The organism is Actinomycetota bacterium (genome assembly GCA_030650795.1).
GTDB lineage: Bacteria > Actinomycetota > Actinomycetes > S36-B12 > S36-B12 > UBA11398.
The window spans coordinates 359787-385429 of record JAUSDJ010000002.1 but is presented as its reverse complement, the minus strand read 5'-3'; the positions used below and the strand labels follow the sequence as shown (position 1 = coordinate 385429).

The following is a 25643-nucleotide window of genomic DNA, read 5'->3' as shown; positions in this document are numbered from 1 at the left end:
TTTAACTGGGGCGGTTGCCTCCTAAATTGTAACGGAGGCGCCCAAAGGTTCCCTCAATCCGAATAAAAGTCGGATGTTGAGTGTAAGAGCAGAAGGGAGCTTGACTGCGAGACCGACAGGTCAAGCAGAAACGAAAGTTGGGTCTAGTGATCCGGTGATTCCGAGTGGAAGGATCATCGCTCAACGGATAAAAGCTACCCCGGGGATAACAGGCTAGTCTTCCCCAAGAGTTCACATCGACGGGAAGGTTCGGCACCTCGCTGTCGGCTCGTCACATCCTGGGGCTGGAGTAGGTCCCAAGGGTTGGGCTGTTCGCCCATTAAAGCGGCACGCGAGCTGGGTTTAGAACGTCGTGAGACAGTTCGGTCCCTATCCGCCGCGCGCGCAGGAATCTTGAGGAAATCTGACCCTAGTACGAGAGGACCGGGCTGGACGAACCTCTGGTGTGTGAGTTGTTCTGCCAAGAGCACTGCTCATTAGCTACGTTCGGAAGGGATAACCGCTGAAAGCATCTAAGCGGGAAACCCGTTCCAAGATAAGGATTCCCACCGGGTTAACCGGGTAAGGCCCCCAGCTAGATGACTGGGTTGATAGGCCGGACGTGGAAGTGCAGCAATGCACGGAGCTGACCGGTACTAATAGGCCGAGGACTTGCCTTTAACTTTAACTTTCTTGTTCGCGTCCACTGTGTGGTTCCCGAGATTCGGTCGGGGACTAAAGCCCAATTGAAATCTCAATAGAGTTTCGGCGGCCATAGCGAGGGGGAAACGCCCGGCTCCATTCCGAACCCGGAAGCTAAGACCCTCAGCGCCGATGGTACTGCGCGGGAAGCTGCGTGGGAGAGTAGGACGCCGCCGGACAATTTTTCAGAAATGGCCACCCCATTGGGGTGGCCATTTCTATTCCAGCACGAATAGCAAGCACGCCTGGGCGTGCGAGAGGATGAACTCATGGCAGAGCGCAATGACCGAGGTGGAGCCCGGTCACCGCGGCCTTCAGGCAGTGGCAGTGGTCGATCCGGTTCGGGTCGCCCGCCCTCAACCGGAAGTCGCTCAGGGGGAGGCAAGCCAACTGGCGGCTCGCGTGGCTCCAGCGCCTCGGGCCGCGGCAAGCAAAATGGCTCATCAGATCGTCCTCGCTCGAGTGCGCCTCGCAGTGGGTCCTCCGACCGGCGTGATGAGCGTCGGGATGATCGGCCCCGGAGTTCAGCTCCGCGTTCAAGTGATCGTCGTGACGACCGAGGTCGAGATGATCGTCCTCGCTCGAGTGCGCCTCGACCCTCGGGTGGTCGTGATCGACGCGGCATGGATCCCCGCCCCGGCACAGATCAGCCAGGCGGTGATCGTCCGCGCAGTTCCTCGCCTCGTTCGGGATCCTCGGATCGTCGGGATGATCGGCCCCGAAGTTCAGCTCCGCGTTCAAGTGATCGTCGTGACGACCGCGGTCGAGATGATCGCCCCCGATCCTCAGCGCCACGTTCGAACTATTCCGATCGTGGCGAAAGCCGTGGTCGCGATGATCGTCCGCGCTCGGGCTATTCGGATCGACCCGACTCGCGTGGCCGTGATGATCGATCCCGAACCTCGGCTCCGCGTTCCAATGATCGCGATGACCGTGGTCAGCAGTCTCGTCCCGGCAGTGACCGTCCGCGTAGTTCAGCGCCTCGGAGAGGTTCTCCGGATCGACGTGTTGACCGTTCAGGCACTTCAGCTCCGCGCTCGAGCTATTCGGATCGTGGTGAGAGCCGTGGTCGCGACGATCGTGGTCGCGATGACCGCCCGCGGTCGAGTGCTCCGCGCACTAGCGGACCTCGCGAGACTCGTGATCGAGATGAGCGCTCGCGCTCGGCTGCTCCTCGGTCTGGATATTCCGATCGCCGAGACGAACGCCGTGATGAACGGTCATCTCGCCCCTCGGATCGGCCGGCAGCTGGCCGTTCGCGCAACCCTCGCGAGGAGCGCGATGATCGCGGTTCGCGTGCGCCTGTGCGTCGTCGTGATGATGGCGATCAGATTCGTGATCCGCGCATTCCCGATGACATCACGCCAGAGGATCTTGATCGCGGGTTGCTGATGGAGTTGCGCAGCCTGCCTGAAGGCTTGCAGATTCTCGTTGCTCGGCACCTAGTAGCCGCAGAGCGCGCAATGGACGAAGACAATCTCGACCTCGCCACTGAGCACGTCAAGGCTGCGCGTCGCCGCGCCTCGCGCATCTCTACTGTCCGTGAAGCTGCGGGAATCGTGGCGTACCGCTCGGGTCGATTTGGCGAGGCTCTGACAGAGCTTCGAGCCGTTCGTCGGATGAGTGGCGGCGGTGTCTACCTGCCTATGATTGCTGACTGCGAACGTGGCCTTGGGCGTCCACAAAAAGCGCTGGACTACATCAGGACCCTTGATACTCAGGGTCTGGATGCTGAAACCAGAGCTGAGTTGATGATCGTTGCCGCCGGAGCTCGATCGGACATGGGTCAACTTGAAGAGGCGATTGTCACTTTGCAGGTTCCCGAACTCACCCGCCTTCGCCCGGGTGATTCACGTGCCCGCTTGCAGTACGCCTATGCCAGTTTGCTTCGTGATGCAGGTCGTACGAATGAGGCTCGCGAATGGATGGAGCGGGCGGCTGGCTCGGATCTGGATGGTGTGACGGATGCAGAGGTGCAGTGCGACATCATGGACGGGATCGAATTCTCAGAGGAAGACGAGTAGCAGATTCCACAGGAATTCGCCTTGGCGGGCGACATCCACTGCTCATTGAACGGCGTGGACGGTCGCAATTGGATGGTCGACAGTGCTTCCATGACTACAGACGATGCCGCTGATATCAATGAAGTCCATCTTGTCGGCCGCCTTGGTCAGCAGGTGATCACCCGCGAGTTGCCCAGTGGCGATGAGATCGCAAGTTTCACGGTGATCGTCGCAAGAAGTGGACGGCTGCGTGAAGGTTCACCGCGCGTGGATTCGCTGGCCTGCCAGACCACTCGTGCGCAGATTCGAAGTAAAGTCGAAGTTTGGGCTCCTGGCTCATGGGTCGAGGTGCATGGCTCACTGCGCCGACGATTCTGGCAAGGGGGCGGCGGACTGGGCAGCGCAACTGAGATCGAAGTGCGAGCGCTGACGCGCGTGCGAGAATCTTCAGGTGTCAAACCCTGAGCTGGATCGCAGCGACCCTGCAGGGCAGGCCTACGACTGGTATCAGCGCGCGATGGAGTTGCTGAACTCCGGCGATGCGCATGCTGCACTCTTGCTCATCGATCGTCTGCTGGCAATTGAACCGCACTCCCAATCGGCTGTCGAGGCTTATGCCCGAGCGCTGTTTGATACCAAGCAGTTTGGCGCATCCGCGATGGCCTTTGATCTCTTGATCCAACTCGCCCCCGACAATGACTACGCCCATTTCGGCAAGGGTCTGGCTCTTTGGCGAACCCAGATGTTTGTACCTGCCCGAGATGAGCTGGCGATGGCCAGCGTGATGCAGCCCGATCGACCCGAATATGCCCGAGCACTGGTTCAAGTCAAGGCGACCTTGGCAGCGCGTGAGGCCGGCGGCCTACCACTGAATGGCCCACTTGAGCAGCAATCCCAACTCGACGCCCCATTGAGCGAGGAGTCATGAGCGTCGGCGATTTCGATGTGCTGCTGTTCGACCTTGACGGAGTCGTCTACGTCGGCGAAGAGGCGGTGCCGGGCGCGATCGAGGCTATTGAGTCTGCGCGGGCGCAAGGCGCTCGCTGCATTTACGTCACCAACAATGCCTCGCGAACTCCCGCGCAAGTAGCTGCACATCTGCGTCACCTCGGCATTCCAGCTCAAGAGGCTGACGTCATCAGCTCTTCTATGGCCGGGGCAACCCTGGTGGCCGAACACATCACTGGTGGTGAAGTGCTGGCCATCGGAGGTGAGGGCGTCTCAGCGGCGCTGATTGAACGCGGCTTCACTCCAGTCTCGACGTTCTCAGACTCAGTGCAAGCGGTGATGCAGGGCTATGGCCCCGATGTTGGCTGGAAGGACCTCGCTGAGGCGACCTTCGCTGTTCGTGCGGGCCTTCCGTGGATTGCCACCAACCTGGATTCCACCTTCCCGTCAGCCAGAGGCATCGCTCCAGGCAACGGGGCACTTGTGCAAGTCGTGGCGCAGACCGCTGGCCGGCGCCCTGATGCCGTCGCAGGCAAGCCAGAGCCTGCACTGCTTCGGGAAGCACTGCGACGAACTGGTGCAATTCGACCTTTGATGATCGGCGATCGGCTGGACACTGACATGGCTGCTGGTGCTCGTCTGGGCATGCCCACCCTGCTCGTCACAACGGGCATCTCCACAGCCACCGAAGCGATGAGCGCTATCGGCGAGTTGCGCCCCACCTATGTCTCCGCGGACCTGGGCTGCTTGTTACCTGATCGTCACTTCCTCGCGGTACCGTCAGTCCATGCTCAATGACCTGCGTGGATACCTGCAGTTAGCCAATGGACTCAGCGATGTTACGGCGGCCAAAGCCAAGGAAATAGCCGCGAGTCTCATCACTCAAGGACTGATCCTTTCCACCAAGGCGCCTGATCTCATGGGTCAGGTGCAGGAGTTGGCCGATGACTTGCTGTCAACGAGCCGCAATAACCGCGAGATGCTCGTCGGGATGGTGCGAACGGAAGTCGATCGCACGGTCAGTCGGATGGGTTTTGTTCGCGAGGATGAGTTGGCCGCAGTCCGTCGCCATGTGCAGCGGCTCGAACAAGAGATGCACAGCAAGAACGGCGGTGCCAAGCCTGCCGCAAAGAAGGCGGCCAAGAAGCCGGCTGCAAAGAAGGCGGCCAAGAAGCCTTCCCCACCGGCCACTGCCGAGCCCGTTGCCACTCAGCCGGTAGACACAGAAGCCGTTGTCGCAGAACACACTGAAGGCGAGTCTGCCGAATGATGGATGAGTCCTTTCGAGCCGAAGAGCCAGACGTAACTGAGGCCGAAGAGTTCGTAACCGCGGGCTTCGAAGATGATTCGGAAGAGTTTGAGTCCTCCGAATCTGAGGATCTCGCACTGGCTGAGCTTGAAGTTGAGGTCGTGATTGCCGAAGTCCAGATTGAAGATTCAGTCATGGTGCTCGAAGATGTCGACGTGGCTCTCGTACTGCCCGTCTGGGAGCCGACAGGCGATGCGCAGGTCGATGCCGCTCTCGAAGAGCTCGCCACACTCGATGAACTCTCGGTGCATGATCACGCCGAAGTCCTGACTTCTGTGCACAGCAGCCTGCATCAGCGGCTGACTGACATCAGCGCCTAGTTCGAAGGATGGCGCGTCGGCGTCTGGACGCGGAACTCACCCGTCGCGGACTAGCTCGCTCTCGCGAGCAAGCGCAAGAACTCATCGCTTCTGGTGCTGTCACCGTGCGTGGGACGGTGGCGACCAAGCCCGCCACACAGGTGGAGATGTCCGAGGCAATCGAAGTTCTTGCCAGTACAGACCACGGCTTCGTCTCGCGTGGGGCGGTCAAACTCAGTGGGGCCCTCGACAACTTCACGAGCATCCAACTTGCAGGACGTGATTGCCTCGATGCCGGCGCATCCACGGGTGGCTTCACCCAGGTGCTGCTTCAGCGTGGCGTGGCCCGGGTGCTGGCTGTCGATGTCGGCTACGGCCAGCTCGCCTGGCAATTGCGCAATGACCCGGCAGTGACAGTGATGGAGAGAACAAACATCCGGACTCTCACCGCTGATGATCTGCCTTATCGGCCAGATCTCCTCGTAGCTGATCTGTCCTTCATCTCCCTGCGCCTGGTGTTGCCAAGCCTCATCGCCTGTGCCGCGCCAGATGCTGATTTCATACTGATGGTGAAGCCGCAATTTGAAGTCGGCCGGGAGTTGGTAGGCGATGGGGTCATTCGCGATCCCGTCGTTCGTGCTGGGGCAGTTCAGGCGGTGGCCGACCACGGCGTGCAGCGAGGCCTTGATGTTCTTGGCGTTGTGGCCAGCCCGCTGCCAGGCCCGCAAGGCAACGTGGAATTCTTCCTCTGGATGCGCAACGGCGCGGGAGGAAACACTGTGGATGGTGCCGACACGCCTATCACTCTGCGGGATGATGCACTCTCTGCTGCTATCAGCCGAGCCATTGAGGAGGGACCGCTGTGACAGAACTGCGTCAGGCTCTCCTTGTGCTCAATCCCGGGCGGGTTGAGGCGCGTGCCGCTGCCTTGTTGGTGATCAGCGCATTGCAGTCGCACGGATTCAACATCCGGGTGGCCAGCGATGACGTGGCCTCTTGGGGCGCCAATGCCCCGCCGGGGATCGAAGTAGTTTCTGCCGACGAGCATGCGGCCGATGATACCGAGATCGTGGTTGTCCTTGGTGGCGACGGCACGATCTTGAGAGCGGCCGAGCGCGCCAGGTGGGCCTGTATCCCGCTGCTCACAGTCAACCTGGGACACGTCGGATTTCTTGCTGAAGCAGAGTCGGAAGACATCGATGCCGTCGTTGAGGCGATTGTGCACCGCCGGTGGCACGTTGAGGAGCGGATGGCTCTTGACGTACGCGTCCTCGACGGCGATGAACTCTTGCTGCGCACTTGGGCACTGAACGAGATCAGTTTGGAAAAGGCGGCCGGGGGTCGCATGATCGAAGTCTTAGTGGCAATCGATGGTCGCCCGCTTTCGCGTTGGGGTTGCGATGGCATTGTTGCCGCTACTCCCACCGGCTCGACGGCCTATGCGTTTTCTGGAGGCGGGCCGGTGGTCTGGCCAGATGTCGAAGCCATGCTCCTGGTGCCACTGAGCGCCCACGCACTGTTCGCACGTCCACTTGTCGTGGGACCTTCAAGTCTGATCTGCCTGGAACTCTCCGAAGACTCAAATGCCTGGTTGGCTGCTGACAGCCGTCGCACCTTTGAAGTGCGCGGTGGCCACCGGGTAGAAGTCCGTCGCGATCCGTCACCTGTATTGCTGGCACGACTCGTGCAGGCACCCTTCACCGACCGGCTCGTCGCCAAATTTGCCCTGCCTGTTGACGGGTGGCGCACCAGTTGATCACCCGGCTCCACATCCGAGGGGTTGGTGTCATTGACGATGCGCAAATGAGTTTTTCTCCGGGCCTCACTGTCATTACTGGTGAAACGGGAGCCGGTAAAACCATGGTGCTCACCGGATTCAGCCTGCTTGCCGGCGCAAAGGCCGACCCTTCATTGGTTCGACGGGGTCAACCGGAGGCGCTCGTCGAAGGCAATTGGCTGATCCCCGCGAATAGCGAGGCAGTCATCTCGCGCTTGACCGAGGCTGGCGCCCCACCCGATCTTGAAGATGACGGCGCCGAACTCATCATTGTGAGATCGGTTCCTGCTGAAGGACGTGGGCGCGCGGTGGCCTGCGGGCGAACCGTGCCACGAAGTCTCCTGCAGGAAGTCGCGTCCGAGCTCCTTGCCATTCATGGTCAAGCCGATCAATGGCAGTTGCGTTCCGCCGAGCGGCAACGCGAGATGCTCGACCTTTACGCCGGTGCTCAGTGCAGCGAAACCATTCAGGAATATCGGGCAGTCTTTGGGAGTTGGCGGCAGGCGAAGAACGAACTTGCGTCGCTGACCACGAATAGGGCGGAGCGAGAGCGTGAGGCTGCACTTCTCGAAACCGGCATTGCTGAGATTGATGCCGTCGCGCCGGAGCCAGCTGAGGACGAAAGCCTCGACATTCAGTCGGCTCGATTGACCAACGCCGGCAGTCTCCACGAGGACATCACTGCGGCGCACGACTGGCTCGTTGGAACCGACATTGAGCCAGGCGCGCTTCACCAAGTCGGCTTGGCCCAGAAATCCCTTGACCGGGCTGCAGCGATTGATCCGACCCTCGGCTTGCTTCGCACGCAACTTGCGCAAGTCACGGCTCTGCTTGCCGATGCCGGTACCGAACTGTCGAGCGCACTCCTGGATCTGGAGGCAGATCCCACTCGCCAAGCCTGGGTCGAAGAGCGTCGCGCGGCGCTGCGCAAGCTCATGCGCAGTTACGGGCCAAATTTGGCGGACGTTATTCAATGGCGCGCTGACGCTGACCGCAAGCTCTCGGCTCCTGGGGGAGGGGAGGATCGCACAGATCAGATCCGCGCCGACATTGCTCGGCTGGCAATCGAGGTTGGGTCGGCAGCGCAGCGGCTGACGAGCCTTCGCACTTCGGCTGCCCATGAGCTCGCAAGTCAGGTGTCCGATGAACTGCGTTCGCTGTCGATGCCCGAAGCCGAATTGATTATTGAGGTCCAGAGCACCACCGAGATTGAAGATTTCACTTCTGCTGGCGCTGACTCGATCGCTTTTCTTCTTCGACCGCATTCGGGCACAGATGCGCAGCCGGTGACCAAGGCCGCATCCGGGGGCGAGTTGTCGCGCGTGATGCTTGCCATTGAAGTGACGATGGCCGGGCGTAACTCCGTGCCGACCTTCATCTTTGACGAAGTCGATGCCGGAATCGGCGGTCGCACCGCGGTCGAGGTTGGCCGCCGACTCGCGCGACTCGCAAGGCAAGCCCAGGTGATTGTCGTCACGCATCTGCCGCAGGTCGCAGCCTTCGCCGATCGCCATCTGGTCGTCACAAAGAGCAGCGATGGGCTCGTCACTGAGTCCAGCGTGCAGGACGTGAGCGGAAATCAGCGAGTGGTCGAACTCGTGCGCATGCTTTCCGGCTTGGAAGAGTCAGATGCCGGACTCGCGCACGCGGAGGAATTGCTTGCGGTGGCGGCAACCGAGCGAGCTCGCTGATAGTCTGGCCTTCCATGAGTGCCCCCCGGCAAACCAAGCATCTGTTCGTTACTGGGGGCGTCGCCTCCTCACTCGGCAAGGGCCTCACCGCCTCAAGTCTGGGTAATCTGCTTTCCAATCGTGGCTTGCGGGTCACAATGCAAAAGCTGGATCCATATCTGAATGTCGATCCCGGCACGATGAACCCTTTCCAGCACGGTGAAGTCTTCGTGACTGACGATGGGGCAGAGACCGATCTCGATATCGGTCACTACGAACGCTTCCTGGATACCGACCTGCACGGCTCGGCAAATGTCACAACTGGCCAGATCTATTCGTCGGTCATTGCCAAGGAGCGGCGCGGGGAGTATCTGGGTGACACCGTTCAGGTCATCCCGCACATCACCAACGAGATCAAGTCGCGCATTCGGCGAATGGCTGGCCCTGACATCGACGTAGTGATCACTGAAGTCGGTGGCACCGTTGGTGACATTGAGTCACTTCCATTTCTTGAGGCAGTGCGCCAGGTCCGCCATGAGATCGGCCGCGAAAACGTCTTCTTCCTGCACGTCTCCTTACTGCCCTACATCGGCCCTTCAGGTGAGCTCAAGACCAAGCCAACTCAGCACTCCGTTGCTGCATTGCGGAATATCGGTATCCAGCCTGATGCCATCGTCTTGCGCGCGGATCGACCGGTGCCCTCCGCCATCAAGCGGAAGATCTCAATGATGTGCGACGTTGATCTTGAGGCAGTGGTGGCCGCAGTCGATGCGCCAAGCATCTATGACATTCCAAAGGTGCTGCACAGTGAAGGCTTGGATGCCTACGTCGTGCGTCGTTTGGACTTGCCCTTCCGCGATGTCGATTGGACGGCTTGGGATGCGCTGCTCACGCGAGTGCATCGTCCAACCAATGAAGTTACGATCGGGCTCGTTGGCAAGTACATCGATCTTCCCGATGCCTATCTGTCGGTGACCGAGGCGCTACGCGCCGGCGGCTTCCATCACGACACCAAGGTGAACATTCGCTGGGTGAGCAGCGATGACTGCAGCACCGAAGAGGGTGCACGCGAGGTGCTCGAAGAACTCGATGGCATCTGCGTTCCCGGCGGCTTCGGCGTTCGCGGCATTGAAGGCAAACTCGGTGCGCTGAAGTACGCCCGCACTCATGGCATCCCGACCCTTGGCTTGTGCCTGGGTTTGCAGTGCATGGTGATCGAGTTCTCACGCAATGTTGCGGGCCTTGAAGGCGCTAACTCACTGGAATTCGATGAATCCACTCCGCATCCCGTCGTTGCCACCATGGCCGATCAGCGCGAGGTTGTCTCGGGCGAACGAGACATGGGTGGAACCATGCGCCTTGGTCTGTATCCGGCCAAGTTGCAAGAGGGATCCGTTGTCGCTGGCGTGTACGGCGCACCGTATGTCGATGAGCGGCACCGTCACCGGTACGAAGTCAACAACAACTACCGCGGTCACCTGGAAGAGTCCGGATTGGTGTTCTCTGGCACCTCTCCTGATGGCCGACTCGTGGAATTCGTCGAGCTGCCAGCAGAGGTGCACCCGTACTACGTCGCAACTCAAGCGCACCCGGAGTTCCGCTCGCGCCCAACGCGAGCACATCCGCTGTTTGCCGGACTCGCAGCCGCGGCCTTGGATCGAGCGCGACAGCGCACTGCCATTCACGCCTGATGGTTGCGGATTTCGCCGAAGAGACTTGGGACGGCCCCGTCGTTGACGGTGGTGAGCCCTTTCGCACGATGCACTCGGTCGAGCACTTCGCTGGCAAGGTTTGGATTGTTCGCACCGACACCGTTGATTTCGATGGTCAAGTCATCAACCGCGACGTCTTGGTACACCCTGGCGCTGTGGTGATCGTGGCTCTGGATGAACACGATCAGGTGCTGCTGATTCGGCAATACCGTCACGCGATCGGCCAGTACATCTTCGAACCTCCTGCGGGCTTGCTCGACCACCTTGGCGAACCGCCTTTGAACACGGCAGTACGCGAACTCGCTGAGGAATCTGGTTACCAAGCTGACCGCTGGGACACTCTTGTCGACTTCGTGAATTCGCCTGGCGGCTCGAGTGAAGCCATTCGAATCTACTTGGCGCGCGAGGTATCGCCGATGGATGGCGGTCGTCCGCACACAGGTGAAGCCGAAGAGGGTTATCTGCCCCGAGTCTGGGTGAGCCTGGATGAAGCCAAGGATCTTGTGCTTTCCGGAGCAATCAGCGGACCATCTGCCGTGGTGGGGATCCTCGCCGCATGGACTGCTCGCGCTGGTGGCTGGGAGTCGCTGCGGCCGGCAACTGAGCCCTGGCGGATGCGCGATCACTTGCTGGCGATTGGTCGAGTCGCCGAACATTTCAAGAAACCAGGACTCTCCTGAGTCAGCAGCTGGATCAATCGATCCGCACCTATCTCCATCACCTGGCCATCGAGCGCGGGTTGTCGCAGAACACCTTGGCCGCCTACCGACGCGATCTGGACCGGTACCTCTCTTGGTGTCAGGCGAGAGGGATCACCTCGGCGGATGCCATCGTCGAGATTGATATCTCGGATTTTTCTGCGAGTTTGCGCGACCCAAGTCTTGGCGCTCCGCTGGCGGTTGCCAGTGCTGGTCGGGTGCTGGTCGCCATTCGCGGCTTCCATCGATTCGCACTTGAAGAAGGGCTCACAAGCCAAGACCCGAGCCAGCGCATCTCTCCAGCCAGCGCGGTGAAGCGCTTGCCGAAGGCTTTGAGTTACGAACAGGTCAGCAGGCTCTTGCAGGCAACGGGCAACGACAGCACTCCGGCTGGGCTTCGGGATCGTGCCTTGGTCGAATTGCTCTATGGCACTGGCGTGCGCATCAGCGAGGCCGTCAATGTCGATATCGATGACCTCAAACTTGAGGAGCGCACCCTCATTGTGACGGGCAAGGGGGATAAGCAGCGCCTGCTGCCGTTGGGGGGCTATTCGGTCTCAGCCCTGGGCGATTATCTGGTTCGCGCTCGCCCCGCCTTGCTCATCCGGGGCCGAGGTAATCACGCGGTATTCCTGAATGCCCGGGGCGCGCGCCTGTCCCGTCAGAGCGCCTACGCCGTCGTCCACAAGGCAGCCGAGAAGGCCCAGCTGGAAGTCGAAGTGAGTCCGCACACCTTGCGGCACAGCTACGCCACCCATCTGCTCCAGGGCGGCGCTGATGTCCGCGTGGTGCAAGAGCTGCTCGGGCATTCCTCGGTGACGACCACTCAGATCTACACGGCAGTGACCCCAGACACTCTTCGTGAGGTCTATGCCACGAGTCATCCACGAGCTCAGGGCTAAGGGCCGTTAGGCTGAGGGCTTCCTAGAACGTGCACGATCGAGAGGATGGCTATGGATTCGGAAGTGCTGGAGGCAGCGGGAGACCCTGCGCCAGACGCGACGTCCATCCCTGAACCAACGCCACTGACCTCTCACGGCCCGGCCTGGGTCATTGCGATGGTCAATCAGAAGGGCGGGGTGGGCAAGACAACGTCGACGGTCAGCCTCGGCGCTGCGTTGGCTGGATACGGCCGTCGAGTCCTGTTGGTGGATTTCGATCCACAGGGCGCGCTGTCTGTCGCGCTCGGCGTGAATCCCAATGAGATGACCCGCACGATCTACAACGTGCTCACTGACTACGAGTGCGATATTCGTGAAGTTGTGCTCGCCACCGAAGTCGAGAACCTCAATCTTCTTCCTAGCAATATCGATCTCTCCGCGGCAGAACTGCAACTGGTCAGCGAGGTTGGTCGCGAGTACGCCCTCGGGCGTGCGCTGGCGCCGCTGCTGCCCGAATACGACATCGTGTTGATCGATTGCCAGCCTTCACTTGGCCTGTTGACCTTGAATGCGTTGACGGCCAGCACAGGTGTGATCGTGCCGATGGAAACTGAGTACTTCGCCCTGCGCGGTGTTGCACTCCTGCAGGACACCATCAATAAGGTCAAAGCTCGGTTGAATCCAGAACTCACCATCATCGGTGTGCTGCCAACGATGTACGACCCGCGCACTTTGCACAGCCGCGAGGTGCTGCAGACCGTGCGTCAGGCTTTTGGCGATCAGGTGTTCCAGACAGCAATCCACCGTACAGTGAAGTTTCCAGATGCGGCTGTTGCTGGCGAACCCATCACTACCTTTGCCCCGACCAGTGCGGGCGCAGAGTCCTACCGCCAGTTGGCGCGGGAGGTTCTGGCCCGGTGACCGAAGCCGGGCTGGCCGATGACGTCACTGCGCCAGCCGTTGCAAAGTCAACCGCCCCGGAAAGCTTCTCTGTTCGAGTCGGTGATTTCGAAGGTCCCTTCGATCTCTTGTTGTCGCTGATCTCCAAGCACAAGTTCGAGGTCACTGATCTGTCCTTGCACTTGGTGACTGATGAATTCATCGGTTACATCCGAGGCCAAGGAAAAAGCTGGGATCTGGATGAAGCCAGCAGCTTTCTCGTCGTGGCAGCAACTCTGCTTGATCTGAAGGCGGCGCGACTTCTTCCATCGGGTGAAGTCGAGGACGAGGAAGACCTTGCACTGTTTGAGGCGCGCGATCTGCTCTTCGCACGCCTGCTTCAGTACCGCGCCTACAAGGTGGTGTCGGGCCTGTTTGCCGAGAGCATGGCCACAGCGAATCGTCGTTATCCACGCACCGTCGGCTTGGAGCCGCAGTTCGCGGCATTGCTGCCCGAAGTGTTGTTGGGGCTAGGTCCAGATCAGTTCGCTTCGCTGGCTGCCCGGGCATTGGCGCCCAAGCCAATTGAAGAAGTCTCAATGGCCCACGCACATGTGCAGCGAGTCAATGTGCGCGAGCAAGCGGACATCTTGGTCGATCGGCTTCGACGCCAACGCACCAGCACATTCCGCGCGCTCATTGCCGACTGTGACACCACCTTGCTCGTTGTCGGACGCTTCCTCGCACTGCTTGAGCTGTATCGCGAGGGAGCTGTGGCATTCGAGCAGATCACACCTCTGGGCGACCTGACCATTCGTTGGACAGGATCCGACGAGGGTGAGATCAGCGTCGCCGATGAATTTGATGTCGAACGAGAGATCGATCATCCGCCCTTGACCGAAGAGACTGAAGTTGAAATGAAGGAGTTGGTCGATGACTGACCAAGGCGTGCAAGAAGAAATCGAGCCCTTCCAGGAGCTGGAAGATTCCGACAGTCTGGGTGCGCCGAGTCTGGCTGCCGCGATCGAGGCCTTGCTGCTGCTCGCCGATGAGCCGATGTCTGTGCTGTCCATTGCCCAGGCAACTCGTCAACCAACGGCAGAGGTTGAGGAAACGGTCAGGGCCTTGGCAGCGGAATATGACGCATCAGTGCGGGGATTTGATTTGCGCGAAGTCGCTGGCGGCTGGCGCTATTACACCCGCAGCGAATGCTCGCCCCTTGTCGAGCGCTATGTGCTCGATGGTCAGCAAGCTCGACTCACGCAGGCTTCTCTTGAGACCTTGGCCGTGATCGCCTACCGCCAGCCAGTGACCCGTGGTCGAGTGAGCGCGGTTCGTGGAGTCAACGTTGATGGGGTCATCCGGACCCTGGTGACTCGCGGGCTCATTGAGGAAGCCGGTCATGAAGACGAATCATCGGCGATCCTCTACCGCACGACTTCGACCTTCCTCGAGCGTTTGGGCATCGCCTCGCTGGACGATCTGCCGCCATTGGCCGAACATCTTCCAGACCTCGCCGACCTTGAAGAGGTTCTGGATTCTGTGGCAACGGGTGACTAGTGAGTGAGACCGAGATCCGTCTGCAGAAAGTTCTTGCGCAAGCAGGCATAGGCAGCCGCCGCCGGTGCGAGGAGCTGATCGCAAAGGGTCGCGTGAAAGTCAATGGCGAACTCGTGGTCGAGCAGGGAATGCGCATTGACCCGATGACCGCCATCGTGCACGTCAACGGCCAACGAGTTCCAACTGCACCTGGCAATGTCGTGCTCCTGTTGAACAAGCCGCGCGGCGTAGTTTCAACGATGAGCGACGAACACGGCAGGCCATGCGTGGGTGATCTCGTGGCGGATCGGCCCGAGCGCTTGTTCCACGTGGGGCGCTTGGATGCTGAGACCGAAGGTCTGCTTCTGTTGACCAACGATGGCGAACTAGCCAACCGTGTTGTGCATCCCGCGCACGGGGTGGACAAGACCTATGTCGCAACGGTGACCGGACAGGTCAGTACTCAGACTTTGCGGCAGCTGCGCGAGGGAGTTGAGCTTGCCGATGGGCCGATGAAGGTCGATTCGGTTCGCATCGTGCAGCAGGCCAAGGATCGCTCAATGCTTGAACTTGTGATCCATGAGGGCCGCAACCGCATCGTGCGCCGACTACTAGACGAGGCTGGACATCCTGTGGTTGAACTGGTGCGCACCCGCATTGGTCCCTTGCACCTGGGCAACCTGAAGGCCGGGCAGATGCGCGAGCTGACTGGTCCTGACTTACGGGCGCTCTACACGGCCGTTGGTCTGTAGGCTTTGCCGATGCGCGCAATCAGGGGAGCCGTGTGCTTGCAGCGAGATGATGCTGACGAGATGCAGGAAGCCGTCGGCGAGCTGCTGGGCATGATCCTTGAACGTAATGCCATCACGCCAGATGACGTGATCAGTGTGCTGTTCACCAACACCCCCGACCTTCGTTGCGCATTCCCGGCCAAGGCCGCCCGTGAAGTTGGATTTACCGACGTTCCGCTCATGTGCGCTCAGGAAATCAACGTGGAAGGTGCGCTTGAACGAGTAGTACGCGTCATGCTCCACGTCGACACTGATCGCCCGCGTACCGAGATCGTGCATGTCTACCTTCGCGGCGCCGAAGTTCTTCGCCCGGACACACAGTTGTGACGCAGGCCTTGCCGAATGCGACTCTCGGGCCGGTATTGGTTGTTGGCACCGGACTGATTGGTACTTCAATTGCCCTAGCTCTTGTTCGCGCTGGCGTCGACGTGTTCTTGCGCGATGAGGATGCGCATCAACTCGCGACAGCCATCGAGATGGCGGCTGGATCGGAGCTCAACGGTCGAACTCCTGAGCTTGTTGTCGTTGCTGTGCCGCCAAGTTCAGCGCCACAGGTGATTGCTGCGGCCAGCAAGGAATTTCCCGGAGCCACAATTACTGATGTCACCTCGGTGAAGTCAGGCATCCTGCGTCAGGCGCTGTTCGCCGGAGCAGATTCTTCGCGACTCGTCGGCGGTCACCCAATGGCCGGTCGCGAGGTTTCCGGCGCCGAGGGAGCGCGTGCGGATCTCTTTGACGATCGACTGTGGATTCTCACTCCTACCCTCGAAACAGACACCGAGCATGTCAAGCGCGCTCAACAACTTGTTGCTACATGCGGCGCTATCTCAATTGAGATGGCTGCTAGTGAGCATGACGTCGCAGTGGCCTTGGTCTCGCATGCTCCTCAGGTGGTATCCAGCGCACTGGCTGCGCAGTTGCTGCCTGCCAAGGAACTTCATATCGCCGTAGCCGGTCAAGGTCTTCGCGACATGACTCGCATCGCTTCTTCTGACAGCGCTCTGTGGCTCGACATTCTGAGTGAGAACGCTGGTCCTGTCTCTGAGGTGCTCAGCGGAGTGGTGTTCGAGTTGCAAGAAGTGCTGCGTGCCCTGCAAGAACTCGCAGCCGGTGATCGCGATCATCAACACGCAATTGATGCCACCCTTCGTGCAGGTGCCCTCGGACGCATGCGAATTCCGGGCAAGCACGGTTCACCAGACTCGCCTTACCGCGAAGTCACCGTCGTAGTCGCAGATGAGCCAGGTGAACTCGCCCGGCTGTTCATCGCCGCTGGCGAAGCCGACATCAATCTGGAAGATGTGCGGATCGAGCATGTGCTCGGTCGTCCAAGCGGGCGAGTGGAACTGGCTGTCAAGCCAGAGGCCGCGGATCTCTTGGTAGAAGCTCTGCAGCAGCGCGGCTTTGACGTTCGGGGAAGCTGAATATGACGAACGACATTCGACCGCTTGTTGTTGCTGTTGACGGTCCTGCCGGCTCGGGTAAGTCGAGCGTTTGCCGCGGCACTGCTGCTCGACTGAGTTGGCACTATCTCGACACAGGTGCCATGTATCGGGCGATGACTTGGGCTGTTCTCGATGCCGGTATTGATCCCAATGATGCTGATGCCGTCGCCAGCTTCGCCAAGAAGCCCGACATCGCGAGTGGCTCGAATCCATATCAGCCAACAATCGAGGTTGATGGCACCGATGTCGGTGACGCAATCCGCGAGGACAGAATCACCAGCGCTGTCAGTGCCGTCAGTGCAGTGCCGAAGGTGCGTCAACTCCTGGTGCAAAAGCAGCGAGATGCCGCGCAACTTGCAATGCGTTCTGGAACTGGCATCGTTGTCGAAGGCCGCGACATCACGACTGTCGTCTTGCCCAATGCGCATTTGAAGATCTTCCTCACTGCCGACCCCGAAGTTCGCGCCCAGCGCCGCGCGCTGGAGCAGGCGGATGGGGGAATGGTGGCCGCTGATGCGGTGCAAGCAACGCAAGCAGCGCTGGCTATGCGCGATCAGCTGGATACTTCGCGTGAGACTTCACCGTTGACCAAAGCAGAAGATGCGATCGAACTCGACACCAGTGCGCTCACCCTCGAGCAGGTCATCGCCAAGGTTGTCTCTTACGCCAAGGAAGCTGCACGATGAGCAGGACCTCTAAGAACGGGATGCTGGATTCTCTTTCGGCATCTGCGCTGAAGTTCATCTATCGACTGCGAATTTCCGGGCAGTCCCTGGTGCCCGCCTCTGGTCCGGTCATATTCCATATTGAGGGCGATGAACTGCTGTCTGGTCCGGCCTTGAAGGCGGTTGCGCCACGTCCTGTCCAGTTCATTGTCTCCGGAGCACTCAACAAGGTTTTTCTTGGCCGCTCGCAGATTCTGGCCGGCGACATCAGCATGGAGGGCTTCGGCTTTGGTGCCGCAGAGGAAGCAATCAGCGTGCTGAAATCTGGTGGATCAGTCGCATTTGTGGGGGAACACCCGCCCTTGGGCTATTTGGTCGCCGCCAGCGGCGCTGCGATTGTGCCGGTACGTGTGACCGGGGCCGGTGGCCGAGTGCGGACCGACCCGCCAAAGCCCGGATCGCCTATCAGTATCGTGTTCGAAGCACCTATCGAGATTGCAGTCCAAGGCGATCCATGTGCGCTCGCAACCGTCCAAGAGGTTGCTGAGCAGGTGCGACAGGCTCGCGCGGATGCGCAGGCCTAAAACGAGAGTGAGTGAAGGATGAGCGACTCCTGGGTTGCAATCGATGGAGACGACGAAAATCTCGTTCTCGAAGAGGGGCAAGACTCTGAACTTGAGGAAGGCGAGGATCTCGCTGCCCTTGATCGTGCCCTGCAAGCTGCGCGCGCTGAGTTTGGCGAGTTCGACGACGATCTTGCTGACCTGACTGACAAGACCAGCCAAGAAGGCTGGCCTGTGCTTGCTGTCGTGGGCCGACCGAACGTCGGCAAATCGACTCTCGTCAATCGCATACTCGGACGCCGAGAGGCCGTGGTTGAAGACATACCTGGTGTCACACGCGATCGAGTGACCTATGAAGCAGACTGGAACGGCAAGCGCTTCATCGTTATCGACACCGGTGGTTGGGATCGCAAGGTCAAGGGCATGGCTGCCCAAATTGCGGCGCAGGCCGAGCGTGCGATCAACGACGCTGATGCGGTTGCCTTCGTCGTTGATGCCACTGTTGGAGCCACCGACACAGACGAGGCCGTTGTTGAGGTCTTGCGTAGGTCGGGCAAGCCGGTGTTGCTCGTTGCAAACAAGGCTGACGATGCCGTCCTGGAGAATGAAGCAGCAGCGCTGTGGTCACTTGGACTTGGCGAGCCGATCCCGGTTTCGGCCCAGCATGGTCGCGGTGCCGGAGATCTTCTCGACGCCATCGTCAACATCCTGCCCGCCGAAGGTAAAGGCCGGATGCGCAGTGCGGGCCCACGTCGGGTGGCATTGCTTGGCAAGCCAAACGTTGGCAAGTCATCCCTCCTGAACGCGATGGCTGGTTCTGATCGCGTAGTGGTCGATCACGTTGCTGGCACCACGGTTGATCCTGTCGATGAGCTCGTGAAGCTGAAGGAGAAATGGTGGTGGTTCGTTGACACTGCCGGCATCCGCAGAAGGGCTAAAGAAGCAAGTGGCCACGAGTACTACGCAACCCTGCGCACCCAGACTGCTCTTGATCGCGCTGAAGTGGCACTTGTTCTGATCGATGCTTCCGAGCCAATCAGCGAGCAGGACGTTCGCATCATCGCGCTGGCCGAAGAAGCGGGAAGATCAATCGTCATCGCCTACAACAAGTGGGATCTCACCGACGAAGAGCGCCGCACCTATTTGGAGCGCGAGATCGATCGCGATCTGGTGCAGGTGCCCTGGGCTCCGCATGTCAATGTCTCGGCCAAGACCGGCCGACATATCGAACGCCTTGAGGTTGCATTGGAAGCAGCTATCAAGGGTTGGGAAACGCGAGTTCCAACGGGTCGCCTCAATCAGTTCCTCGGTTCGATCGTGCAGTCCAATCCGCACCCAATCCGTGGTGGCAAGCAGCCACGCATTCTCTTTGGCGCTCAGGTGTCAGTCAGCCCGCCAACCTTTGCGCTTTTCACCACCGGATTCCTTGAGGCCGGCTATCGCCGCTTCCTTGAGCGCCGATTGCGTGAAGAGTACGGATTTGAAGGCACGCCGATACGCATCCTGATGCGCGTGCGCGAAAAGCGAGTGCGCAAGTAACAAGCAGTTACCGCTGGGTTGCCATCGTGATTGCCGCAATGGCAATCGCAGTCGCGCTTGTACCAATGCCCAACGATGCCGAATTCTGACTGACGTACGAGGCTGCGGCCCTGATATCAACCAGGGCCGACTCGCCCTCGGCATCAAGGTCGAACTGCCATTGCTGAACCCGCGCAGCGATCTCTGTGTGCCCGTCCGCCGCAACTTCAATACCTGTGGCAGCAAAGATGCGGCAGTCGTATGCGCGGCAGGCTTGTGGTCGGTTCGAGTAGATCGAGCAGCCATCTGAGCCAAACATCGGGCAATGGCCGCGGGAGTCGTAACCCATGATGTGATTGCCAGCAGCCAGGCCCGGAGCCGCGAACAGGAGGTCCGCAGGAATGACCGAACGAGCGGCTGCATCAGTGTCGGCAACGAGAATGAACTGTGAAGAACGGCAACAGGCACTGCATGTTCCGCACGGCACCTCAGAATCTGCGCCATCTGAAATTGCGTGCTTGATCTCGCCCAACCAGACCAGAAAATTGCCCGCGGGGACGGCCGGCGTAACGCTGTTGTCGACTCTCACGGCCAGCTGTCTACCTGCGGGCCACAAAGATGTCGTGCTCAATGAGCCAGTTCAAGTTATTGCGTTCTGCCCAATCCACGAGCCATCCGCGAGTCGGGTAGTCGGCAAAGTTTGGGTTTGAGGGGTCGAAACAGCGCACGTCATCGACCAGCACAGTGACCGAGTCCCAGCGGGGAAGGTGGGGCTCGATGGCTGCAAGTTCTGCTCGGATTGGGGTATCCGATGGGCCTTGGAAGGTATTGCCCTTCGAAAAGTGACCGTCGAGCCAAAATGAAACGGGACCTGCAATCCCGTCGAGGATTTCGGGCAAGCAGTCTTCGGACAGTCCTTGAATGATCGTGACATTTGCAATGCCGCCGAATCGTTCAACTGCTGCTTGAGCCAGATCCGGCATAGGTTCAAGGGAGTACACGTGATTGGCTGAACCCGCAAGGAATGCTGTCGTTTCACCTAGGTAGGTTCCAGTTTCAACCCAAGTTCCCAAGGGGTGGCCGTACCGTGTGAGAACAGACCACTTCACCATTTGCGGTGCTGGCATGTCGTAGCAACGATCAGCCCATTTTTTCGCCTCTACGGCAGCGCCAAGTGGTGATTTGGCAAATGCATTTGAAACTGAACGCTTCATCGTTCTTGCGGCCGGCACGTAGCGTGACGGAACGAGACGGGCGGCATGCTTCATCGGTGTTCCTAGCTCTAGGTGCGTTCGCTGCGGAATGGTAGCCACTCACGGCCTAGTAATTGTGGCGAACAGTTTGGAGTTTCCATCGGCTTTGCGCGGATCCACTGTTGCGTCTGTGGTGCCACAGGTGGTGCTCCACCCAAATGACGCGACGACTAGTGTTCGCAAGTGCATAAATCCCTCACGGGGTAAGTGCTCGGGCTGTAGCGCAGTTTGGTAGCGCACTTGACTGGGGGTCAAGGGGTCGTGGGTTCGAATCCTGCCAGCCCGACTCAATTCCTCCGCACACCGATCCGCGGCCGCTCCACACCACTCGAGGCGCCGTTATGGGTCTAGGCGGCGCACCTTGCCGAGCTTTGAGCTGACCTCAGCTGCTAGGAGGCCGCCGGTGATGGGGAATCCTTCGGGATGCACTTGTCCGAAGCTGCCGTCATGACCGCCAGGGTCGCCGCGTCTGGCGTCCCGTCCTTGACCGATTGCAGCTGCGCAGCGTCGAGCTCCGAAATCGCGTCAACAACGCAATCGATCTGCTCAGTCGGCGCACCGTTCTTCTCGCCGTCAGCGCGCAGATCCGCGATCAGCGCATCGCGATCAGGGATCGTACCAGCGTCGCTGCTGTTGCCCCCGCATGCGGCGAGTGTCAGCGCAAGGGCAAGGCCCATGGTCACTGCAAGAGTGCGCTTCATTGTTCCTCCATCAAAGTCCCTGGATGCTGCTCGAGCGGGACGCTACACGGTCACGGCCCGGCGACGGGGACTTTCTCAATTGCGTCGGCGCAAATGTTGAAGGCACGGAGATGAACGAGTGACCGGCAAGCCCTCGCCACGCGCGCAGGGCTATTGGCGACGCGCTCGGTGGTGGCGACCTACGCTAGCGGGATCATGCGGAAAATCGTCGTCGTCAGTGGCGCCTGCGGGCTATTGGCGATCAACGCAGTGGCCGTGTTGTTGCTTGTGGGCCCTCTAGCCTCTGGCTCATCGGGTGCTGCCGAAGTGTCAGTCGAGCCGTCGTTGGCGCGTCCGGAGACACAACTGGCGGTCACGCCAGCGAGTGCGCGTCCGCCCGGAGTGCAAGACATGGAAGCGGCGCTTGCCAGCGTCGGAGCAGCCACGGATCTTGGCAACTGGCCTTCATGGTGCGGTGCACCACCTGAGGGGCCTTGGAAGGGCTTCGGCGTGACCGCTGATGGCACTCAAGTGGCAACCGTGATTGGCAGCGCTGGCGACGGCGCGAGACTTTGGCAGCAGCAACTTGCCGAACTCTCTGGCTGCACCCAGTTCCGCATTGTCGATTCAACGCCCACATCGTTGGCCCTGCGCCGGACTGACGTTCCGGTGACGTGGGTCATTGCTCGACACGAGGATGTGCTCGTCAGCGTGCTTCAGGCCTCGTACAGTGCGTCGACGCAGGCTCTCGAATTGATCGCCACCACTGTGGTGGAACGCACCGCCTCGCAATGCCTGAGCGACCCGGACGCAGATACGGGACGCAATCCCTGGCGCCCGGGCTACCGTCCATGGCACCCCGCGGTTCCAATCGATACCCCAGAGCCCGGTGGTCCGAAGGTGCCTGACCTATCAGCGACCGTCGAATGGGCGGCCCCCGAGGCGAGAGCGTGGCCAAAGCTGGCAGTCTTCGCGATCCCTGACGTCACGTTCAACCCGTATACGACGGACGTAGAGCAAATTCCGATTGGTCGCATACCGGTTCTCGTTGATCCAGCCGAAATAGTGCCGCCCGCGGTCAAACGACCTAGAGCCGCGCCGCCGGCTTCCCCACATTTCCCGACCACAGCCACTGCCTATTTTGCTCGTCCGGACACGGTGGGACCTGGATGTGGATGGTCATTTGCGGGCACCGTAGCGCCTGCATTCGACCCGGCACTTCCAGGGATCGAGTTGCAGGGCCGGATCGATGGCGCCTTCACCACCGCGGCGGACCAATTGGCCTCGTGGCTTGCGTGGTCGGTGGATGCGCACACACACGCCCTCGAAGATGCACAGACGCGGGCAGCACTTGCGGCCTGGGCTAGATATGACGATGCACGCAGGAAGGCGACCGTCGCATTGCAGGCTGCAGTCGACCGGCGCAAGATCTCGCTGGACACCTGGTACGCGTATGTTCCCGTTGAGCCTTTGACTGCACCTTCAGAGTTGCCATCAGCAGCGCCGACCGATGTGCCATCCGTCGAGCCAACCGGTTCGCCGGTGCCTAGCCCAACAGCAACGGGCGCGCGATGACACGCTCCAGTCGACTGACCGTCCTCGTCGCTCTTGCCGCCATCGTCACGGTCTTCATGAGTGCCTGCACCGCTGTGTCGGAGCAATCATCACGATCCGGGACTAGTTCGTCGATACCCACCATCTCTAACTCGAAGTCCGCACAACCGTCTGCGTCGTCGTCGGCGAGTACGTCCACGCAGCCGAGGCCTATTCTCGACGGTTTGCTAGTGACGGCATCCGGCGAGCGTGTAATTGATGACTCCGTTATTGACTATGAATCCCGTGGTGCTCAGGGCTGGCAGGCGGCGATTCGTTCAGCGAGTAACCCAGTCAGCAACTACCGCACCCAACTGCTCAGCAAGGGCTGGAAACTCACGGTAGACGAGCCCACGAGCATCGCAGCACAACTCAAGGGTGACTGGATCTCCCTGACTACCACTGATGTTCAGTCGCTGACGGCGAGCCTTCCTTGGGCCACCGTCCTTGCGTATGTGCATCTCAAAGTGGAAGCGACACATCCGTGAGGCTTCCCCGATTCTTGCCAGTGAGTCGGCCTCATCGGCCGCAATGGCGCGACTTCGCAGTCAGCCTGGCGGTCATGGGCGCACTCATCGCTGGTCTGATGCTGCCGGTGCTGGCTGGAACCCGTGCGGTGTCCGCCCAGGTGGACGGGTTGCTGAGCGACTTCCTGAACCTGCAACTCCCTGGCGAGTCCGTCATGCTCGCTGCCGACGGCACCGAAATTGCCCGCTTCGCTTCCTATGACAGGAAGCCAGTCGCCTTGGCCGAGATTTCACCGTGGGTGCCTAAAGCGCTCGTCGCAACAGAGGACGTTCGGTTCTATCAGCACCATGGATTCGACATCTTCGGGTTGCTCCGTGCATTGCGCAATAACGCCGGAACTTCCTCGCAGGAGGGCGGATCAACCCTCACCATGCAATACGTCAAGAATGTCAGCCTGCTGAAGGCTGAACTCTCTGGAGATCCTGAGCTGGTGCGACAGGCCACCGAACGCACGATCTCACGCAAGTTGACCGAGGTCGTCAAGGCGGTTGCTCTTGAGCGCAGGCTGACGAAGGAGCAAATTCTTGAGGGTTACTTGAATGTTGTGAGCTTCGGATCCGACGCATACGGCATCGAAGCGGCAGCCCGCCGCTATTTCTCGCGCGACGCGAAGAGTCTGAGTCTGAGCCAGGCTGCGACTTTAGTCGGGATACTCAAAGCGCCGTCGTTGCTGAATCCAATTCGAAACCCAGACGGCGCACTTGCGCGACGCAATCTCGTCCTTGACCGACTGGAGTCCAATGGTGACATCAGTGCGATCGACGCGAAGCAGGCTCAGGCAGAGCCGCTGGGTTTGAAAGCCACATACCCAGGGCGCGGATGCGAAGCAGCAAGCGGCGGCTCGGGGACCTACTGCGATGCCGTGCTGCGTCAGCTCAAGGATGACAAGATCTTGGGAAGCACGCAGGCAGAGCAAGATGCAGCCTGGACGCGAGGCGGCTTGGTAATCCGCACCGCATTGATTCCCACCGCACAGCTAGCGGCACGTGCCGCCGCGCGCGCCCATGTGCCTGCTCAGCACAGGGTGTCAGCAGTGGTTGCTGTCGTGAAGCCTGGCACTGGACAGGTGGCCGCACTGGCACTGAGCAAGGACTTCGGGCGCGGCCGCGGAAAGACAGAATTACCATTGGGCACGGCTCCAGTGACGGGGCCAGGATCCACCATGAAACTCTTCACTCTTTCGCGCGCGGTGTCCGACGGAATCCCATTGACCACAGTCCTGCCTGGTGGCACCAGTTACACCTCGCCGACTATGGCGAACCCCGCCTCAGGTGCATTTCACAACTACAACACCTCGCCGGCATCCAATGTTTCGATCGTGCAGGCAACCACTCGATCTCTCAACGTGGCCTTCGTCCAACTGGAGGAGCGTGTAGGCGTGCTCCGTATCGCTGATCTCGCCACCCGCATGGGTGCCACTGCGATTCCCTTAACCGGTCCCAGAGCGGTGCTCCACGACGAGGGATCCTTCACTCTCGGTGCGCGCGAGATCCCCGTAGTTCAGATGGCAGCGGCATACGCCACGGTGGCGGCCAACGGACTGGCATGCCCTGCAACATTCGTCACGTCTATTACAACTCCGGCCGGGCGCCGTGACTTTCCAACGGTATGTGAGCAGGTGCTCACCCCTGCAGCTGCTCGTGCAGTCACGTGGACCCTTGAGCAGGTGACGGGGGAGGGGACAGGCAAGTCCGCGAGGCTCCCCGACCGACCCGTAGCCGGAAAGACCGGGACATCGCAAGACGTGGCCTCGGCCTGGTTTGCCGGCTATACCCCCGATTGGGCGACGGTCGTCATGGTTGCGGATCCTCGAGGACCGCGCTACCCGCTGGTCAATACTTTGGGCTACTCACGCGTCTACGGAGGCACGATCCCAGCTGCGGTCTTCGTCGACACGATGACGGCTATCCATCGAGGCTTGCCCGTGAAGCCGATGGTGGGTTCCTTGGACAGCGAGTATCTGCTTGCGGAGCAAACCTCCCTGAGCAGAGTCGTTCCTGACGTCACGGGTCTGACGCTCGCTAATGCTGCCGCAGCAATTGGGGATGCCGGACTGATACCCGAATCGACGACTACCGCGGGCACTGCTGTCGTGAAAAGAACCGTTCCCGGACCGGGAGTACAGGTCGGCAAGGGTGAAGTCGTGCACCTGTTCGCCCAATAGCCCCTTCACTCGGCGTGCGTAGTCTTCCTTCATGGTTGAGCTGGCAG

The 25643-nt window shown here is 60.2% G+C and carries 28 protein-coding genes, 1 tRNA gene and 2 rRNA genes; 28 read left to right on the top strand and 3 right to left on the bottom strand.

The features are described from left to right. From Q7L55_01985 to der, 24 genes are all read left to right on the top strand, one after another. A 23S ribosomal RNA gene (locus Q7L55_01985) occupies positions 1 to 659 on the top strand; the annotation flags it as partial. Positions 660 to 743: 84 nt separating this feature from the next. Continuing rightward, a 5S ribosomal RNA gene (gene rrf, locus Q7L55_01980) occupies positions 744 to 860 on the top strand. A 103-nt stretch (positions 861 to 963) separates the two neighbouring features. Then, on the top strand, positions 964 to 2073 hold the full coding sequence (locus tag Q7L55_01975; GenBank protein MDO8731333.1) for a hypothetical protein: 1110 nt from the start codon (positions 964 to 966) through the stop codon (positions 2071 to 2073). Beyond that, the gene (locus tag Q7L55_01970; GenBank protein ID MDO8731332.1) at positions 1986 to 2705 is read left to right on the top strand and encodes a tetratricopeptide repeat protein; all 720 of its coding nucleotides are present in this window, start codon (positions 1986 to 1988) and stop codon (positions 2703 to 2705) included. Before Q7L55_01975 ends, Q7L55_01970 begins: the two co-directional genes overlap by 88 nt. Before the next feature lie 90 nt (positions 2706 to 2795). Continuing rightward, entirely contained in the window at positions 2796 to 3149 is a 354-nt protein-coding gene (locus tag Q7L55_01965) for a single-stranded DNA-binding protein (GenBank protein MDO8731331.1), read from the top strand. Next, positions 3136 to 3612, top strand: a complete 477-nt coding sequence (locus Q7L55_01960; GenBank protein MDO8731330.1) for a hypothetical protein — start codon at positions 3136 to 3138, stop codon at positions 3610 to 3612. Before Q7L55_01965 ends, Q7L55_01960 begins: the two co-directional genes overlap by 14 nt. Then, the gene (locus tag Q7L55_01955; GenBank protein MDO8731329.1) at positions 3609 to 4430 is read left to right on the top strand and encodes an HAD-IIA family hydrolase; all 822 of its coding nucleotides are present in this window, start codon (positions 3609 to 3611) and stop codon (positions 4428 to 4430) included. Before Q7L55_01960 ends, Q7L55_01955 begins: the two co-directional genes overlap by 4 nt. Continuing rightward, positions 4420 to 4902: a polyhydroxyalkanoate synthesis protein PhaF gene (locus Q7L55_01950; protein MDO8731328.1), complete on the top strand. Its 483-nt coding sequence runs from the start codon at positions 4420 to 4422 to the stop codon at positions 4900 to 4902. The genes Q7L55_01955 and Q7L55_01950 overlap by 11 nt, the downstream gene beginning before the upstream one ends. Next, positions 4902 to 5261, top strand: a complete 360-nt coding sequence (locus Q7L55_01945) for a hypothetical protein (protein ID MDO8731327.1) — start codon at positions 4902 to 4904, stop codon at positions 5259 to 5261. Before Q7L55_01950 ends, Q7L55_01945 begins: the two co-directional genes overlap by 1 nt. An 8-nt stretch (positions 5262 to 5269) precedes the next feature. Beyond that, positions 5270 to 6106 carry a TlyA family RNA methyltransferase gene (locus tag Q7L55_01940; protein ID MDO8731326.1) on the top strand — a complete coding sequence of 279 codons (837 nt, stop codon included), beginning with the start codon at positions 5270 to 5272 and terminating at the stop codon, positions 6104 to 6106. Then, positions 6103 to 6996: an NAD kinase gene (locus Q7L55_01935; protein MDO8731325.1), complete on the top strand. Its 894-nt coding sequence runs from the start codon at positions 6103 to 6105 to the stop codon at positions 6994 to 6996. Before Q7L55_01940 ends, Q7L55_01935 begins: the two co-directional genes overlap by 4 nt. Beyond that, positions 6981 to 8708 (top strand): DNA repair protein RecN, encoded by a 1728-nt coding sequence (recN, locus tag Q7L55_01930; protein ID MDO8731324.1) that lies wholly within the window; start codon positions 6981 to 6983, stop codon positions 8706 to 8708. Before Q7L55_01935 ends, recN begins: the two co-directional genes overlap by 16 nt. Positions 8709 to 8722: 14 nt before the next feature. Then, positions 8723 to 10378 carry a CTP synthase gene (locus Q7L55_01925; GenBank protein ID MDO8731323.1) on the top strand — a complete coding sequence of 552 codons (1656 nt, stop codon included), beginning with the start codon at positions 8723 to 8725 and terminating at the stop codon, positions 10376 to 10378. Next, positions 10378 to 11079: an NUDIX hydrolase gene (locus Q7L55_01920; GenBank protein ID MDO8731322.1), complete on the top strand. Its 702-nt coding sequence runs from the start codon at positions 10378 to 10380 to the stop codon at positions 11077 to 11079. The genes Q7L55_01925 and Q7L55_01920 overlap by 1 nt, the downstream gene beginning before the upstream one ends. Beyond that, positions 11076 to 11999 (top strand): site-specific tyrosine recombinase XerD, encoded by a 924-nt coding sequence (gene xerD, locus Q7L55_01915; protein ID MDO8731321.1) that lies wholly within the window; start codon positions 11076 to 11078, stop codon positions 11997 to 11999. The genes Q7L55_01920 and xerD overlap by 4 nt, the downstream gene beginning before the upstream one ends. A 51-nt stretch (positions 12000 to 12050) precedes the next feature. Then, positions 12051 to 12899 (top strand): ParA family protein, encoded by an 849-nt coding sequence (locus tag Q7L55_01910; GenBank protein MDO8731320.1) that lies wholly within the window; start codon positions 12051 to 12053, stop codon positions 12897 to 12899. An 11-nt stretch (positions 12900 to 12910) separates the two neighbouring features. Then, the gene (locus Q7L55_01905; protein MDO8731319.1) at positions 12911 to 13798 is read left to right on the top strand and encodes a segregation/condensation protein A; all 888 of its coding nucleotides are present in this window, start codon (positions 12911 to 12913) and stop codon (positions 13796 to 13798) included. Next, entirely contained in the window at positions 13791 to 14417 is a 627-nt protein-coding gene (gene scpB / locus Q7L55_01900) for an SMC-Scp complex subunit ScpB (protein ID MDO8731318.1), read from the top strand. Before Q7L55_01905 ends, scpB begins: the two co-directional genes overlap by 8 nt. Continuing rightward, positions 14417 to 15148 (top strand): pseudouridine synthase, encoded by a 732-nt coding sequence (locus Q7L55_01895; GenBank protein MDO8731317.1) that lies wholly within the window; start codon positions 14417 to 14419, stop codon positions 15146 to 15148. Before scpB ends, Q7L55_01895 begins: the two co-directional genes overlap by 1 nt. Positions 15149 to 15151: 3 nt before the next feature. After that, on the top strand, positions 15152 to 15514 hold the full coding sequence (aroH, locus tag Q7L55_01890) for a chorismate mutase (protein ID MDO8731316.1): 363 nt from the start codon (positions 15152 to 15154) through the stop codon (positions 15512 to 15514). After that, entirely contained in the window at positions 15511 to 16611 is a 1101-nt protein-coding gene (locus Q7L55_01885) for a prephenate dehydrogenase (GenBank protein MDO8731315.1), read from the top strand. Before aroH ends, Q7L55_01885 begins: the two co-directional genes overlap by 4 nt. Positions 16612 to 16613: 2 nt before the next feature. Next, positions 16614 to 17318: a (d)CMP kinase gene (gene cmk, locus Q7L55_01880; GenBank protein ID MDO8731314.1), complete on the top strand. Its 705-nt coding sequence runs from the start codon at positions 16614 to 16616 to the stop codon at positions 17316 to 17318. Continuing rightward, entirely contained in the window at positions 17315 to 17881 is a 567-nt protein-coding gene (locus tag Q7L55_01875) for a hypothetical protein (GenBank protein MDO8731313.1), read from the top strand. Before cmk ends, Q7L55_01875 begins: the two co-directional genes overlap by 4 nt. An 18-nt stretch (positions 17882 to 17899) precedes the next feature. Beyond that, entirely contained in the window at positions 17900 to 19399 is a 1500-nt protein-coding gene (gene der, locus Q7L55_01870; GenBank protein MDO8731312.1) for a ribosome biogenesis GTPase Der, read from the top strand. A 7-nt stretch (positions 19400 to 19406) separates the two neighbouring features. On the opposite strand, the gene Q7L55_01865 is transcribed toward der, so the two are convergent. Next, positions 19407 to 19967 (bottom strand): YkgJ family cysteine cluster protein, encoded by a 561-nt coding sequence (locus Q7L55_01865; protein ID MDO8731311.1) that lies wholly within the window; start codon positions 19965 to 19967, stop codon positions 19407 to 19409. 10 nt (positions 19968 to 19977) lie between these two features. Beyond that, a complete protein-coding gene (locus tag Q7L55_01860; GenBank protein MDO8731310.1) occupies positions 19978 to 20646 on the bottom strand; it encodes a class I SAM-dependent methyltransferase in 669 nt (222 codons plus the stop codon). Positions 20647 to 20843: 197 nt separating this feature from the next. Here Q7L55_01860 and Q7L55_01855 point away from each other — a divergent pair. Then, positions 20844 to 20917: transfer RNA gene (locus Q7L55_01855), tRNA-Pro, on the top strand. Positions 20918 to 21020: 103 nt separating this feature from the next. On the opposite strand, the gene Q7L55_01850 is transcribed toward Q7L55_01855, so the two are convergent. After that, positions 21021 to 21332, bottom strand: a complete 312-nt coding sequence (locus tag Q7L55_01850) for a hypothetical protein (protein MDO8731309.1) — start codon at positions 21330 to 21332, stop codon at positions 21021 to 21023. A gap of 195 nt (positions 21333 to 21527) precedes the next feature. Here Q7L55_01850 and Q7L55_01845 point away from each other — a divergent pair, with 195 nt between their 5' ends. The 3 genes from Q7L55_01845 (at position 21528) to Q7L55_01835 (ending at position 25596) form a co-directional block, all read left to right on the top strand. After that, entirely contained in the window at positions 21528 to 22886 is a 1359-nt protein-coding gene (locus tag Q7L55_01845) for a hypothetical protein (GenBank protein ID MDO8731308.1), read from the top strand. Positions 22887 to 23095: 209 nt separating this feature from the next. Further along, a complete protein-coding gene (locus Q7L55_01840) occupies positions 23096 to 23392 on the top strand; it encodes a hypothetical protein (protein MDO8731307.1) in 297 nt (98 codons plus the stop codon). Positions 23393 to 23466: 74 nt separating this feature from the next. Then, positions 23467 to 25596, top strand: coding sequence for a transglycosylase domain-containing protein (locus Q7L55_01835; GenBank protein ID MDO8731306.1), 2130 nt, complete (start codon positions 23467 to 23469; stop codon positions 25594 to 25596). The last annotated feature ends 47 nt before the right edge of the window (positions 25597 to 25643 follow it).

What these genes read in the sequence shown, in the direction of transcription:
- Q7L55_01975 (MDO8731333.1), top strand. Translation starts at nt 964, where the DNA reads ATGACCGAGGTGGAGCCCGGTCACCGCGGCCTTCAGGCAGTGGCAGTG.
- Q7L55_01965 (MDO8731331.1), top strand. Translation starts at nt 2,796, where the DNA reads ATGACTACAGACGATGCCGCTGATATCAATGAAGTCCATCTTGTCGGC.
- Q7L55_01955 (MDO8731329.1), top strand. Translation starts at nt 3,609, where the DNA reads ATGAGCGTCGGCGATTTCGATGTGCTGCTGTTCGACCTTGACGGAGTC.
- Q7L55_01950 (MDO8731328.1), top strand. Translation starts at nt 4,420, where the DNA reads ATGCTCAATGACCTGCGTGGATACCTGCAGTTAGCCAATGGACTCAGC.
- Q7L55_01945 (MDO8731327.1), top strand. Translation starts at nt 4,902, where the DNA reads ATGGATGAGTCCTTTCGAGCCGAAGAGCCAGACGTAACTGAGGCCGAA.
- Q7L55_01940 (MDO8731326.1), top strand. Translation starts at nt 5,270, where the DNA reads ATGGCGCGTCGGCGTCTGGACGCGGAACTCACCCGTCGCGGACTAGCT.
- Q7L55_01925 (MDO8731323.1), top strand. Translation starts at nt 8,723, where the DNA reads ATGAGTGCCCCCCGGCAAACCAAGCATCTGTTCGTTACTGGGGGCGTC.
- Q7L55_01920 (MDO8731322.1), top strand. Translation starts at nt 10,378, where the DNA reads ATGGTTGCGGATTTCGCCGAAGAGACTTGGGACGGCCCCGTCGTTGAC.
- Q7L55_01910 (MDO8731320.1), top strand. Translation starts at nt 12,051, where the DNA reads ATGGATTCGGAAGTGCTGGAGGCAGCGGGAGACCCTGCGCCAGACGCG.
- scpB (MDO8731318.1), top strand. Translation starts at nt 13,791, where the DNA reads ATGACTGACCAAGGCGTGCAAGAAGAAATCGAGCCCTTCCAGGAGCTG.
- cmk (MDO8731314.1), top strand. Translation starts at nt 16,614, where the DNA reads ATGACGAACGACATTCGACCGCTTGTTGTTGCTGTTGACGGTCCTGCC.
- Q7L55_01875 (MDO8731313.1), top strand. Translation starts at nt 17,315, where the DNA reads ATGAGCAGGACCTCTAAGAACGGGATGCTGGATTCTCTTTCGGCATCT.
- der (MDO8731312.1), top strand. Translation starts at nt 17,900, where the DNA reads ATGAGCGACTCCTGGGTTGCAATCGATGGAGACGACGAAAATCTCGTT.
- Q7L55_01860 (MDO8731310.1), bottom strand. Translation starts at nt 20,646, where the DNA reads ATGAAGCATGCCGCCCGTCTCGTTCCGTCACGCTACGTGCCGGCCGCA.
- Q7L55_01850 (MDO8731309.1), bottom strand. Translation starts at nt 21,332, where the DNA reads ATGAAGCGCACTCTTGCAGTGACCATGGGCCTTGCCCTTGCGCTGACA.
- Q7L55_01845 (MDO8731308.1), top strand. Translation starts at nt 21,528, where the DNA reads ATGCGGAAAATCGTCGTCGTCAGTGGCGCCTGCGGGCTATTGGCGATC.
- Q7L55_01835 (MDO8731306.1), top strand. Translation starts at nt 23,467, where the DNA reads ATGGGCGCACTCATCGCTGGTCTGATGCTGCCGGTGCTGGCTGGAACC.